This is a genomic window from Streptomyces sp. IMTB 2501 (genome assembly GCF_001953885.1).
In the GTDB taxonomy this organism is placed as follows: domain Bacteria; phylum Actinomycetota; class Actinomycetes; order Streptomycetales; family Streptomycetaceae; genus Streptomyces.
Map to the genome: position 1 here is coordinate 24,627 of NZ_MQUS01000009.1, position 13,049 is coordinate 37,675.

Below are 13,049 nucleotides of genomic sequence, written 5' to 3' on the forward strand. Positions count from 1 at the left end.
GACCGCCGGGTAACCTTCGCCGGTGCTCAAGTCCTCCCCTCACGACGGCCTGCGCTTCGCCTTCGGCACCCTCACCGTGCTGCCCGTCCGGGTGCGCCGCTGGGACCGGGGGGCCGCACGCGCAGGGATGCTGACCGCCCCCGTGGCCGGGCTGGTCGTCGGCGTCTGCGCGGCCGGACTCGGGCTGCTCCTGCTCCTGCTGGGCGCCGGCCCGCTGCTCGCCGCGGTCGGCTCCGTGGCCGTACCCGCCGCCCTGACCCGCGGGCTGCATCTCGACGGGCTCGCCGACACCGCCGACGGGCTGGGCAGCGGCAAGCCCGCGGAGGACGCGCTACGGATCATGAAGCAGTCGGACATCGGCCCGTTCGGCGTCATCACCCTGGTCCTGGTGCTGCTGGCCCAGGTCGCGGTACTGGCACAGCTCTACGGCGACTCCTGGGGGCGGGGAGCACTGGCGGCCGTCGTCTCGGCCGCAGCGGCCAGGCTCGCGCTCACGCTGGCCGCCCGCACCGGAGTGCCGGCCGCCCGGCCGGAGGGGCTGGGGGCGGCGGTGGCCGGTGTGGTGCCGCTGCCTGGCGCCCTCGCCATGGCGGCCGCCGTCACGATCGGTGCGGCCGCGTGGGGCGCGGCCCTCGGCCCGTACGGTGCGCTGCGCGCGGCGGCCGCGGTACCGCTGTCCCTGGCCACGGCCGAACTCCTGCTCCGCCGCTGCGTGCGCCGGTTCGGCGGGGTGACGGGGGATGTCTTCGGCGCACTGGAGGAAACGGCGGCAACGGCCGCGCTCGTGGTCCTGGCCTTCGGCCCCTAGGGCCTGCTGTCGGCCGCTAGGATCTTTGCCCGTACACGGACAGAGAGTTGTGATTCGGGGGACTTCCGTGCTGAGGCTGCGCCGCGCCATCGCCTGGTTCATGGATTTCGCGTTGGTGGCGGCGGCAGCCGCTCTGTTCGCGATCCTCACCTTCCACAGAATCAGCGCGCTGGTGACCGACGTGCCCTCGCTGGCCGCGAAGGGCGGCCTCGACCTGGTCACTTCGCGCGGTGACGTCATCGGCGCCTCCGAGCAGCTCGGCCTGTCCCTGTGGGACGGGATCGTGCTGGACGTGGAGGAGGCCCTCGGCGCGCTCGTCGTCGTCACGTTCCTCTACCAGTGGGCCTGTCTCACACTGCTCGGCCGCACCCTCGGCAAGGGCATGCTCGGTCTGCGCGTCACCCCGCGGGTGTCCCGGCACGCCCTGCGCCGGGCCGCCGTCACCACCGCCGCCGACGTCGCGGTGTACGCGCTGGCCTGTGTCCTGCTGATCGAGCAGCAGTTCGCGCTGTCGGTGCTGGTGTGGGCCGTCGCGGTGGTGCTGTTCCTGGTCAACGCCCTGACGGTGCTCTTCCCCGGCCGCCGCTCCCTCGCCGACCGGCTGGCCGGCACCTCCGTCGTGGGTGCGTTCCAGCGGTCCCAGGGCCTTACGGGCACCGATGGCCGTGGCTCGTTCGCGGGTGCGCGGGAGGCGGAGATGGCCACGACGCCACGCACAGGTGAACATGCGCAGGAATGAGCGAGGGCGCACACGCGCGTAGTCTCGTTCCGGGTGTTCGCCGACAGGGTGAAGGCCCCGGTTGCCACCTGCGCCCAGGTCTGGACCTAAGGTCGGCTCTCGGGCCCGGTCGACCCACCCCACTTCGGCCACAGCAACTTCACATCGGAAGCGAGAACTCACCACCGTGACTGCTCTGACTCTCAGCACCGCAGCGGCGCCCGGCCTGCGGGCCGACGCGATCGTGATCGGTGTCGCCAAGGGCACCAAAGGCCCCGTCGTAGCGCCGGGCGCCGAGGCCGTGGACAAGGCGTACGACGGCAAGCTGGCCGGCGTCCTGGAGGCCCTCGGTGCCTCGGGTGCCGAGGGCGAGCTGACGAAGCTGCCCGCACCGGCCGGCTTCAAGGCCCCGATCGTCGTGGCGGTCGGCCTGGGCGCGGGGCCGGACGCCAAGAGCGAGAACGAGGGCGACGAGGCCTACGGCGCCGAGGCCCTGCGCAAGGCCGCCGGCGTGGCCGCCCGGGCGCTCGCCGGCTCGAAGAAGGCGGCGTTCGCGCTGCCGGTCGACGGCCCGGGTGCCGTCGGCGCGATCGGCGAGGGCGTGCTGCTCGGCGCGTACTCCTTCGACGTCTACAAGGACAACGCCAAGGACGCCAAGGCCAAGAACGGCAAGGCGCCGCTGGCCGAGGCCGCGCTGCTCGGCGGCAAGCCGCGCGACGCCGCCCACAAGGGTGCCGTCGCCCGCGCCGTCGCGGTCTGCGAGGAGCTGAACCGCGCCCGGGACCTGATCAACACCCCGCCGAACGACCTCACGCCCGAGGCGTTCGCCGCGGTCGCGCAGGCCGCGGCCAAGGAGCACGGCATCAAGGTGCAGGTGCTCGACGACAAGGCCCTGGTCAAGGGCGGCTACGGCGGCATCCTCGGGGTCGGCGGCGGCTCGGCGGCGACCCCGCGCCTGGTCAAGCTGACGTACACCCACCCGAAGGCGGAGAAGCACCTCGCCTTCGTCGGCAAGGGCATCACCTACGACTCGGGCGGCATCTCGCTGAAGCCGGCCGGTCACAACGAGACGATGAAGTGCGACATGAGTGGTGCCGCCGCCGTGTTCGCCTCGGTCGTCGCCGCCGCGCGCCTCGGCCTGGAGGCCAACGTCACCGGCTGGCTGGCGCTGGCCGAGAACATGCCGTCGGGCTCCGCCGTGCGCCCGGGTGACGTGCTGCGCATGTACAGCGGCAAGACGGTGGAGGTGCTCAACACCGACGCCGAGGGCCGGCTGGTGCTCGCCGACGCGCTGTGGGCGGCCTCGCAGGAGAAGCCGGACGCGATCGTGGACGTCGCGACCCTCACCGGCGCGATGATGCTGGCGCTGGGCAGCCGGACGTTCGGGGTCATGGCCAACGACGACGCGTTCCGCTCCGCGGTGCACGAGGCGGCGGAGGAGGTCGGCGAGCCGGCCTGGCCGATGCCGCTGCCGGAACACCTGCGCAAGGGCATGGAGTCCCAGGTCGCGGACCTCGCGAACATGGGTGAGCGGATGGGTGGCGGGCTGGTCGCCGGTCTCTTCCTGCGCGAGTTCGTGGCGGAGGGGATCACCTGGGCACACCTCGACATCGCCGGTCCGGCGTTCAACGAGGCCGGGCCGTTCGGGTACACGCCGAAGGGCGGCACGGGTTCCGCCGTGCGGACGCTGGTGCGGCTCGCGGAGCTCACCGCCTCCGGCGACCTGGGCTGAATCGCCTGAGCGCTCGGTCCATTCCGTAGTACGGCGACTGCAGGGGCGTGGGGGTTCGCGCCCACGCGGCGGAGCCGCAAATCGGCACAGCCCCGCGCCCCTGCTCGTGCGCACCCTCGTTTTCAGCTGTACGTGGGGTGTCTCACACCCCGGCCCGGCGTCTCGTCCGCCTCGAACAAGTGCAAAGATGGAGCCCGGCAGGACAGGGCCCCCACCGAAGGGCCGAAGCATCAAGCGGCCGGACACCAGCCGCCCGCCGGTCATCGAAGACCGGCGCAAGGCGCACATGCATGGAGGACGTGACGTGGCGAACGACGCCAGCACCGTTTTCGACCTAGTGATCCTCGGCGGTGGTAGCGGTGGTTACGCCGCGGCCCTGCGCGGGGCGCAGCTGGGCCTGGACGTCGCCCTGATCGAGAAGGACAAGGTCGGCGGCACCTGCCTGCACCGGGGTTGCATCCCCACCAAGGCCCTGCTGCACGCGGGCGAGATCGCCGACCAGGCCCGCGAGAGCGAGCAGTTCGGTGTGAAGGCGACCTTCGAGGGCATCGACGTCCCGGCCGTCCACAAGTACAAGGACGATGTGATCTCGGGCCTGTACAAGGGTCTGCAGGGGCTCATCGCCTCCCGCAAGGTCACCTACATCGAGGGTGAGGGGCGTCTGTCCTCCCCCACCTCGGTCGACGTGAACGGCCGGCGCATCCAGGGCCGCCACGTGCTGCTCGCGACCGGCTCCGTGCCGAAGTCGCTGCCGGGCCTGGAGATCGACGGCAACCGGATCATCTCCTCCGACCACGCCCTCGTCCTGGACCGCGTGCCGCAGTCCGCGATCATCCTGGGCGGCGGTGTCATCGGCGTCGAGTTCGCCTCGGCGTGGAAGTCCTTCGGTTCCGACGTCACGGTCATCGAGGGCCTGAAGCACCTCGTCCCGGTCGAGGACGAGAACTCTTCGAAGCTGCTTGAGCGCGCGTTCCGCAAGCGCGGCATCAAGTTCAACCTCGGCACCTTCTTCCAGAAGGCCGAGTACACGCAGGACGGCGTGAAGGTCACCCTGGCGGACGGCAAGGAGTTCGAGGCCGAGGTCCTCCTCGTCGCCGTCGGCCGCGGCCCGGTCTCGCAGGGCCTGGGCTACGAGGAGGCCGGGGTCGCCATGGACCGCGGTTACGTCCTCGTCGACGAGTACATGCGCACCAACGTCCCGACCATCTCCGCCGTCGGTGACCTGGTCCCGACGCTCCAGCTCGCGCACGTCGGCTTCGCCGAGGGCATCCTGGTGGCGGAGCGTCTGGCCGGTCTGAAGGTCGTTCCGGTCGACTACGACGGTGTCCCGCGGGTGACGTACTGCCACCCGGAGGTCGCCTCCGTCGGTATCACCGAGGCCAAGGCCAAGGAGATCTACGGCGCGGACAAGGTCGTCGCTCTGAAGTACAACCTGGCGGGCAACGGCAAGAGCAAGATCCTGAAGACCGCGGGCGAGATCAAGCTCGTCCAGGTCAAGGACGGTGCCGTGGTCGGCGTCCACATGGTCGGCGACCGTATGGGCGAGCAGGTCGGCGAGGCCCAGCTGATCTACAACTGGGAGGCGCTGCCGGCCGAGGTCGCCCAGCTCATCCACGCCCACCCGACGCAGAACGAGGCGCTCGGCGAGGCGCACCTGGCGCTCGCCGGCAAGCCGCTGCACTCCCACGACTGAGCCTTCGGTCAACGGGCGCGACGACACAGACTTCCGCAATTCGTTAGGAGCAACCGAAACCATGGCGGTTTCCGTAACCCTTCCGGCGCTCGGTGAGAGCGTCACCGAGGGCACTGTCACCCGCTGGCTGAAGGCCGAGGGCGAGCGCGTCGAGGCCGACGAGCCGCTGCTGGAGGTGTCGACCGACAAGGTCGACACCGAGATCCCCTCGCCCGTCTCCGGTGTCCTGTCCTCCATCAAGGTCGCCGAGGACGAGACCGTCGAGGTCGGCGCCGAGCTGGCCGTGATCGACGACGGCACGGGTGCCCCCGCTGCCGCCCCGGCCCCCGCCGCCGCCGAGGCCCCGGCTCCGGCCCCGGCCGCTCCGGTGGCTGAGGCCCCGGCCCCCGCCCCGGCCCCCGAGGCCCCGGCCCCCGCCCCGGCCCCCGAGGCCCCGGCCGCCCCCGCCGCTCCGGCCGGTGGCGCCCAGGGCACGGACGTGGTCCTGCCCGCGCTCGGTGAGTCCGTCACCGAGGGCACCGTCACCCGCTGGCTGAAGTCGGTCGGCGACTCCGTCGACGCCGACGAGCCGCTGCTCGAGGTCTCCACGGACAAGGTCGACACCGAGATCCCGGCGCCCGCCTCCGGCGTGCTGCTCGAGATCGTGGTGAACGAGGACGAGACCGCCGAGGTCGGCGCCAAGCTCGCCGTCATCGGCGCCCCCGGTGCCGCTCCGGCGGCTGCCCCGGCTCCGGCCGCCCCGGCCCCCGCCGCCGCTGCCCCCGCGGCCCCGGCTGCCCCGGCCGCTCCGGCCCCGGCCCCGGCCGCTCCGGCTCCGGCTCCCGCTGCTGCCGCCCCGGCCCCGGTCGCCCCCGCGGCTCCGGCGCCCGCCCCGGCTCCGGTCACCCCGGCCACCGCGCCGACCTCCCCGACCGCCACCCAGGCGACCGACGAGGGCGCCTACGTCACCCCGCTGGTGCGCAAGCTCGCCGCCGAGAACGGCGTCGACCTGGCCGCCGTCAAGGGCACCGGCGTCGGCGGCCGTATCCGCAAGCAGGACGTCATCGCCGCCGCCGAGGCCGCGAAGGCCGCAGCCGCCGCCCCGGCTCCGGCCGCCGCCGCTCCGGCCGCCGGAGCGGCGAAGAAGGCCCCGGCGCTGGAGGTCTCCCCGCTGCGCGGCCAGACCGTCAAGATGCCCCGCATCCGCAAGGTCATCGGCGACAACATGGTCAAGGCGCTGCACGAGCAGGCCCAGCTGTCGTCGGTCGTCGAGGTCGACGTGACCCGCCTGATGAGGCTGCGCGCCCAGGCCAAGGACTCCTTCGCCGCGCGCGAGGGCGTCAAGCTCTCCCCGATGCCGTTCTTCGTGAAGGCGGCGGCCCAGGCGCTGAAGGCCCACCCGGTCATCAACGCCAAAATCAACGAGGCCGAGGGCACGATCACCTACTTCGACTCCGAGAACGTCGGTATCGCGGTGGACTCCGAGAAGGGCCTGATGACCCCGGTCATCAAGCACGCCGGCGACCTCAACATCGCGGGCATCGCCAAGGCCACGGCGGAGCTGGCCGGCAAGGTCCGCGCCAACAAGATCACCCCGGACGAGCTGTCCGGCGCGACCTTCACCATCTCCAACACCGGTTCGCGCGGCGCCCTGTTCGACACGATCATCGTGCCGCCGGGCCAGGTCGCGATCCTCGGCATCGGTGCCACGGTCAAGCGTCCGGCCGTCATCGAGACCGAGGAGGGCACGGTCATCGGCGTCCGCGACATGACCTACCTGACCCTCTCCTACGACCACCGCCTGGTGGACGGCGCCGACGCGGCCCGTTACCTGACGGCGGTCAAGGCGATCCTGGAGGCGGGCGAGTTCGAGGTCGAGCTGGGCCTGTAAGCCCACTGGGCTCTTCGCCTGTGCGGCACCCCGTCCGGAGCTTTCCGGGCGGGGTGTTCGTGTTTGTCGGCGCGCGTTGCGTGTAAGCCTCGTCTCACCTGCGCAAAAGCACCCCCACGTGCCCCACCCACGGAGCGAACCCGCCGTATTGTCTAAACGTCAGCCCTCCCTAAGGAGCCTCCATGACCGCGCCCGTCGTCCACTCGCTGCGCGAACAGATCCGCGAGCACATCGTGGAAGGAATCGTCAGCGGGCGCTGGCAGCCGGGTGAGCGCATCGTGGAGCGCCGTATCGCCACCGAGCTGGAGGTCAGCCAGACCCCGGTCCGTGAGGCCCTGCGCGAGCTGGAGTCCCTCCGCCTGATCGAGTCCGCGCCGAACAAGGGCGTGCGGGTGCGGAACCTGACCGCGGCCGACCTGGAGGAGAGCTACCCGGTGCGGGCCGGGCTGGAAGCCATCGCGGCGGAGCTGGCGGCCGACCGTCTGGCCGAGGACTGCTCGGCCCTGGAACCGCACGTCCTGGCCCTGTACGAGGCCGACCGCGAGGCCGACGGCACCGCCCAGGTCCGTCACACGGTCGGCTTCCACCGCGAGCTCGTGCGCGCCGCGCACAACTCGGTGCTCCTGCACACCTGGGAAGGGCTCGGCATCGAGGTCTTCACGGCGCTGTCCATCCGCTGGCTGGGCACGGTCCAGCAGTCGTACGCGGAGGAGCACGAGGAGCTGGTGGCCGCCTTCAAGCGCCGGGACCCCCGTATCGCGGAGATCGTGAAGGCCCATGTACTGGGCTGCGCCCCGAGGGCCTAGCCCCGTTCTGCGCGATCTCGACCACGCGAGCACAACCCCGCTCACCTGCGAAAACACCACCCAACAACGGCACGGGGTGCCCCCGTCGAAGGCACCCCGTGCCGACTTTCTCGGAATCGAGAGGTTTTGCCCCTCAACCCTTTGATCGATCATCGATCAGGGAGTTAAAGTCGCCGACGGACTTCCACCGAAGTCCAGCCCTGTCCTGCCAAAGACCAAGGGCACCCCCGAGCCCTTACCGATGAGGGAACCCCCTTCGACTGAGGAAGGCGGCGACATGACCGACCCCAACGCCATCCAGCCGAGCGCGCTCGACCAGCTCCCCGACCGCGACCCGGAGGAGACCGCCGAATGGCAGGCCTCCCTCGACGCCGTCGCCCGGGAGGCCGGGCCGCACCGCGCCGCGTACCTGATGCGGCGCACGCTGGAGCGCGCCGAGGCGGGCGGCATCGCGCTGCCGAAGCTCCTCGAGACCGACTACGTCAACACCATCCCCACCTCCGCCGAGCCGGGCCTGCCCGGTGACCCGGAGATGGAGGCCCGCATCACCGCGTGGAACCGCTGGAACGCGGCCGCGATGGTGACCCGTGGCTCGAAACACGGCGTCGGCGGCCACATCGCCACCTTCGCCTCCGCCGCCTGGCTGTACGAGACCGGCTTCAACCACTTCTTCAAGGGCAAGGAATCCCAGGAGGCCGCCGGCTCCGGCGACCAGCTGTACATCCAGGGCCACGCCTCCCCCGGTATCTACGCCCGCGCCTTCCTCGACGGCCGGCTGAACGAGCACCACCTGGACAACTTCCGCCAGGAGGCAGGCGGCAACGGCCTGCCGTCGTACCCGCACCCGCGCCGTCTGCCCTGGCTGTGGGAGTTCCCGACGGTGTCGATGGGCCTCGGCCCGCTGTCCGCCATCTACCAGGCGCGCTTCAACCGCTACCTCACCAACCGCGGCATCAAGGACGTCTCGTCCTCGCACGTGTGGGCGTTCCTCGGCGACGGCGAGATGGACGAGCCGGAGTCGACGGCGGCCCTCGCGCTCGCCGCCCGCGAGGAGCTGGACAACCTCACCTTCGTCATCAACTGCAACCTGCAGCGCCTCGACGGCCCGGTGCGCGCCAACTTCAAGATCGTGCAGGAGCTGGAGGCCCAGTTCCGCGGCGCCGGCTGGAACGTCGTCAAGACGCTCTGGGGCACCGCCTGGGACGAGCTGTTCGCCCTCGACACGACTGGCGCGCTCGTACGCCGCCTGCGTGAGGTACCGGACGCGCAGATCCAGACGTACCAGACCCGTGACGCCGCCTACATCCGCGCGGACTTCTTCGGCAAGGACCCGGCGCTCGCCGAGATGGCGAAGCTGCTGAGCGACGACAAGATTCTTGAGGTGTTCCACCTCTCTCGCGGTGGTCACGAGGCCCGCAAGGTCTACGCCGCGTACAAGGCCGCCGTCGAGCACAAGGGCGCGCCGACCGTGATCCTGGCCCAGACGGTCAAGGGCCACACCCTCGGCGACGGCTTCGCGTCGAAGAACGCCAACCACCAGATGAAGAAGCTGACGGTGGACGAGTTCAAGACGATGCGCGATCTTCTTGAACTCCCCATCTCCGACAGCCAGTTCGTCGACGGTGTGGTGCCCTACGGTCACCCGGGCGCCGACTCCCCCGAGGTCCGCTACCTCCACGAGCGCCGCGCGGCCCTCGGCGGCCCGGCCCCCGCCCGTCGTACGCACGCCCTCGCCCCTCTCCCCGCCCCCGCCGAGAAGGCGTTCGCCTCCTTCGACAAGGGCTCCGGCTCGCAGAACGTGGCCACCACGATGGCCTTCGTCCGCCTGGTCAAGGACCTGGTCCGCGACAAGGAGACCGGTAAGCGCTGGGTGCCGATCGTCCCCGACGAGGCGCGCACCTTCGGCATGGAGAGCCTCTTCCCGTCCCTCGGGATCTACTCGCCCAAGGGCCAGACGTACGAGCCGGTCGACCGCGACCAGCTGATGTACTACAAGGAGGCCAAGAACGGCCAGATCCTCAACGAGGGGATCACCGAGGCCGGTTCGATGGCCGACTTCATCGCCGCGTCCACCGCGTACGCGACGCACGGCGAGGCGATGATCCCCTTCTACATCTTCTACTCGATGTTCGGCTGGCAGCGCACGGCCGACCAGATGTGGCAGCTCGGCGACCAGCTCGGCCGCGGCTTCCTCGTCGGCGCGACGGCCGGCCGTACGACCCTCACCGGTGAGGGCCTGCAGCACGCCGACGGCCACTCGCCGGTCATCGCCGCCACCAACCCGGCCGCGCTGACGTACGACCCCGCGTTCGCCTACGAGATCGCGGTGATCGTCCGTGACGGTCTGCGCCGGATGTACGGCGAGGCCAAGCCGGGCGAGGACCAGAACGTCTTCTACTACCTGACGGTCTACAACGAGCCGCTGCCGCAGCCCGCCAAGCCGGCCGGCCTCGGCATCGACGAGGGCATCGTCAAGGGCCTGTACCGCTTCAACACGGTCGAGTCCGCGGGCCTGTCCCCGGCCGCCAACGCCCCGCGTATCCAGCTGCTGGGCTCCGGTACGGCGATCCACTGGGCCCTTCAGGCGCAGAAGCTGCTGGCCGAGGAGTGGGGTGTGGCCGCCGACGTGTGGTCCGCGACCTCCTGGTCGGAGCTGCGCCGGGACGCGATGGAGGCCGACGCGGCCCTGCTGCGCGGCGAGGAGCGCGTGCCGTACGTCCGCCAGGCGCTGCAGGGCGCCGAGGGCCCGGTCCTCGCCGTCTCCGACTACATGCGCCAGGTCCCGGACCAGATCGCGCAGTGGGTCGAGCAAGACTACTCCTCGCTGGGCGCCGACGGCTTCGGTCTGTCGGACACCCGTGAGGCCGCCCGCCGCCACTTCGGCATCGACGCCCAGTCGATCGTCGTCGCGGCCCTGGCCCAGCTCGCCAGGCGCGGCGAGGTGAAGGCCACGGCGGTCAAGGAGGCCCGGGAGAAGTACGGGCTGTAGGAGCCGGCACAACTGAGCGCCGTTGCGGCGGACGGAGGATGGCGACGCCCTCTGTCCGCCGCCCGGCGTTTCGTCGGAGCGTGTCAGCGCCTCGTGCGGTTCGGTCAGCCGGCGCGGATGCCTGCGCGTTTTCGACCAGTCCGCCGACCGGGGTGAGTCTGCTGTCGGCGGTGACCGCGGCCACGGTGTCGCGCAGTCCGGTCAACGCGCCCTCCGAGAGGATCCGGCCTGCCCTGCCCCCGGCCTCGGCGACGACGGACTCGGCCTGCCGTTCGGCCGCCTGCACCGTCTGCCGGGCCCGGCGCTCGGCGTCCCCGCGGAGCCGCCCGGCCTCCAGGCGCAGTTCCTCGGCATGCTCCTCGATCTCCGTCAGCCGCCTCTCCGCCTTCTGCTGCCGGGGGGTGCGTGCCAGGTGTCGCCGGGCTGGGGGGCACCTCCCACGCCTTGAGGCCGTGGGAGAGGGAATGGCCGGACGGGCTCTGGGCGATCGCCGCCGGGCCGGCAGGCTTCGTGGCAGGCTGGCCGCATGCGTGCGGCCCGGCTCATCAAGATGGTGCTCCTCCTGCAGTCCCGGCCCTCCATGACCGCCGCCGAACTCGCGCGGGAGCTGGAGGTGTCGGAGCGGACGGTCACCCGGGACGCGCAGGCGCTGTCGGAGGCGGGGGTGCCGGTGTACGCGGACCGGGGGCGGGCCGGCGGGTACCGGCTGGTCGGCGGCTACCGGACGCGGCTGACGGGCCTGGCCAGGAGCGAGGCGGAGGCGCTGTTCCTGAGCGGGGTGCCGGGGGCGCTCAGGGAGATGGGCCTGGAGGACGCCGCCTCCGCGGCCCGGCTGAAGGTCTCCGCGGCGCTGCTGCCCTCGCTGCGGGACGCCCCGGACAGCGCCGCCCAGCGGTTCCATCTGGACGCGCCGGCCTGGTTCCAGGAGCCGGAGACGCCCGCGCTGCTGTCGGTGGTCGCGGAGGCGGTGTGGGACGACCGCCGGGTCACCGCCCGGTACCGGCGGGGTGCGGACGAGGTGGAGCGGCTGCTGGAGCCGTACGGGCTCGTTCTGAAGGCGGGCGTCTGGTACCTGTGCGCGCGGGTGGCGGACGGCGACTCCTCGGGCGACGGCGCCTCCCGTACGTACCGGACCTACCGGATCGACCGGTTCAGCGCCGTGGATCCTCTGGAGGAACGGTTCGCCCGTGATCCGGAGTTCGGCCTGCCCGGATACTGGGCCGAGCAGGCCGAGCGGTTCGCGCGCTCGATCCTGCGCGCCGAGGCCGTCGTACGGCTGTCCCCGCTGGGCGTGCGCAGGCTCCGGTACGCCGTCGAGCCGGTGGCGGCGCGCGCGGCGCTGAGCGGGCCGGGCGAGCCGGACGGGGCGGGCTGGGTGACGGTGACGCTGCCGGTGGAGTCCGAGGAGGTCGCGTACACGCAGCTGACGGCGCTCGGGGCGGAGGCCGAGGTGCTGGCTCCGCAGAGCCTGCGGGAACGGCTGGCGGCGGACGCGGTCCGGCTGGCGGCGCTCTACGGCCGTACCGGCACGGGATAACGATCCGCCTTACTCCGCGTGCGTCCCACGGGTGGAGGCCCGATGCTGGTGCCGTGATGGACGAGACGGAGTTCTGGGAGCTGATCGACGCCACCCGCGAGAGTGCCGAGGGCGATCCCGAGGAACAGGCCGACGCGCTCGTGGACCGGCTGCTCCAGCTGGACCCCGAGCTGGTCCTGGACTTCGCCCGTCACTTCGAGGCGCGTTACAACCGCGCCTACCACTGGGACCTGTGGGGCGCCGCCTGCGTGTTGCTGGACGGGGCCAGCGACGACGCGTTCGACTTTTTCCGCTGCTGGCTGATCGGCCAGGGCCGGGAGGTCTACGAGGGCGCCCTGCACGAGCCGGACTCGCTGGCCGAGCTGCTGGGCGAGTTCGACGAGGAGATCGACGGCGACGGCGAGGAGCTGGGCTACGCGGCCGACGAGGCCTACGAGCAGCTGACCGGCACCGTCGCACCGGACCTGGGCATCGCCCCGGCGCCCGCCGAGCCCGAGGGCACGCCGGTGGACTTCGAGAACGAGCGGGCCCTCGCCGAACGGTTTCCGCGGCTGTGGGACCGCTTCCGGGAGTAGCCGGACCCGGCTCAGCCGGCCGTGCGCCCGCGGGTGGCGCCGGCCGGCAGAAGGGCCTGGCTCCGGTCGGTCCGTACCGCGTGATGCAGCGGCGCGGCGTTGGCGCGGCCGAGGGCGGACGCGGTGGCCGCGGCCGGGCCGAGGACGACGGCGGCGGCCGCGCAGAGCGCCGCCCAGGTGCCGCGCGTGACCGGTGCACGACGGGTCCGCTCCGTGGTCCCGTCGTGCGTACGAGTGCTGTTCATGACCCCCACCTTCATGACCACCTCGGGTCGGCTGATGTCGTCCCCGACCGTACGGCGCGGGGCTCGGAGAAGGCTG

10 protein-coding genes are annotated in these 13,049 nt (G+C 72.0%); 9 read left to right on the top strand and 1 reads right to left on the bottom strand.

Going from position 1 to position 13,049, the window contains the following annotated elements:
• Window positions 1–22: 22 nt before the first annotated feature.
• The 9 genes from AV521_RS17160 to AV521_RS17200 all read left to right on the top strand — a co-directional run bounded on the left by AV521_RS17160 (window position 23) and on the right by AV521_RS17200 (window position 12,728).
• On the top strand, window positions 23–808 hold the full coding sequence (locus AV521_RS17160; protein ID WP_076089276.1) for an adenosylcobinamide-GDP ribazoletransferase: 786 nt from the start codon (window positions 23–25) through the stop codon (window positions 806–808).
• A 67-nt stretch (window positions 809–875) separates the two neighbouring features.
• On the top strand, window positions 876–1,547 hold the full coding sequence (locus tag AV521_RS17165; protein WP_256725576.1) for an RDD family protein: 672 nt from the start codon (window positions 876–878) through the stop codon (window positions 1,545–1,547).
• 166 nt (window positions 1,548–1,713) lie between these two features.
• On the top strand, window positions 1,714–3,258 hold the full coding sequence (locus AV521_RS17170; protein WP_076089278.1) for a leucyl aminopeptidase: 1,545 nt from the start codon (window positions 1,714–1,716) through the stop codon (window positions 3,256–3,258).
• Between the two features lie 304 nt (window positions 3,259–3,562).
• Window positions 3,563–4,951, top strand: a complete 1,389-nt coding sequence (gene lpdA / locus AV521_RS17175; RefSeq protein WP_076089280.1) for a dihydrolipoyl dehydrogenase — start codon at window positions 3,563–3,565, stop codon at window positions 4,949–4,951.
• A gap of 61 nt (window positions 4,952–5,012) precedes the next feature.
• On the top strand, window positions 5,013–6,821 hold the full coding sequence (gene sucB, locus AV521_RS17180) for a 2-oxoglutarate dehydrogenase, E2 component, dihydrolipoamide succinyltransferase (RefSeq protein ID WP_076089282.1): 1,809 nt from the start codon (window positions 5,013–5,015) through the stop codon (window positions 6,819–6,821).
• Between the two features lie 182 nt (window positions 6,822–7,003).
• On the top strand, window positions 7,004–7,627 hold the full coding sequence (locus AV521_RS17185; protein ID WP_076089284.1) for a GntR family transcriptional regulator: 624 nt from the start codon (window positions 7,004–7,006) through the stop codon (window positions 7,625–7,627).
• A 277-nt stretch (window positions 7,628–7,904) separates the two neighbouring features.
• Window positions 7,905–10,616 carry a pyruvate dehydrogenase (acetyl-transferring), homodimeric type gene (aceE, locus tag AV521_RS17190; protein WP_076089286.1) on the top strand — a complete coding sequence of 904 codons (2,712 nt, stop codon included), beginning with the start codon at window positions 7,905–7,907 and terminating at the stop codon, window positions 10,614–10,616.
• Window positions 10,617–11,142: 526 nt separating this feature from the next.
• Window positions 11,143–12,153, top strand: a complete 1,011-nt coding sequence (locus AV521_RS17195; protein ID WP_076089288.1) for a YafY family protein — start codon at window positions 11,143–11,145, stop codon at window positions 12,151–12,153.
• Window positions 12,154–12,209: 56 nt separating this feature from the next.
• A complete protein-coding gene (locus AV521_RS17200) occupies window positions 12,210–12,728 on the top strand; it encodes a DUF4240 domain-containing protein (protein WP_076089290.1) in 519 nt (172 codons plus the stop codon).
• A gap of 11 nt (window positions 12,729–12,739) precedes the next feature.
• On the opposite strand, the gene AV521_RS17205 is transcribed toward AV521_RS17200, so the two are convergent.
• Entirely contained in the window at window positions 12,740–12,973 is a 234-nt protein-coding gene (locus AV521_RS17205; RefSeq protein ID WP_076089573.1) for a hypothetical protein, read from the bottom strand.
• Between the last annotated feature and the right edge of the window lie 76 nt (window positions 12,974–13,049).

What these genes read in the sequence shown, in the direction of transcription:
- sucB (WP_076089282.1), top strand. Translation starts at nt 5,013, where the DNA reads ATGGCGGTTTCCGTAACCCTTCCGGCGCTCGGTGAGAGCGTCACCGAG.
- AV521_RS17185 (WP_076089284.1), top strand. Translation starts at nt 7,004, where the DNA reads ATGACCGCGCCCGTCGTCCACTCGCTGCGCGAACAGATCCGCGAGCAC.
- aceE (WP_076089286.1), top strand. Translation starts at nt 7,905, where the DNA reads ATGACCGACCCCAACGCCATCCAGCCGAGCGCGCTCGACCAGCTCCCC.
- AV521_RS17195 (WP_076089288.1), top strand. Translation starts at nt 11,143, where the DNA reads ATGCGTGCGGCCCGGCTCATCAAGATGGTGCTCCTCCTGCAGTCCCGG.
- AV521_RS17200 (WP_076089290.1), top strand. Translation starts at nt 12,210, where the DNA reads ATGGACGAGACGGAGTTCTGGGAGCTGATCGACGCCACCCGCGAGAGT.
- AV521_RS17205 (WP_076089573.1), bottom strand. Translation starts at nt 12,973, where the DNA reads ATGAACAGCACTCGTACGCACGACGGGACCACGGAGCGGACCCGTCGT.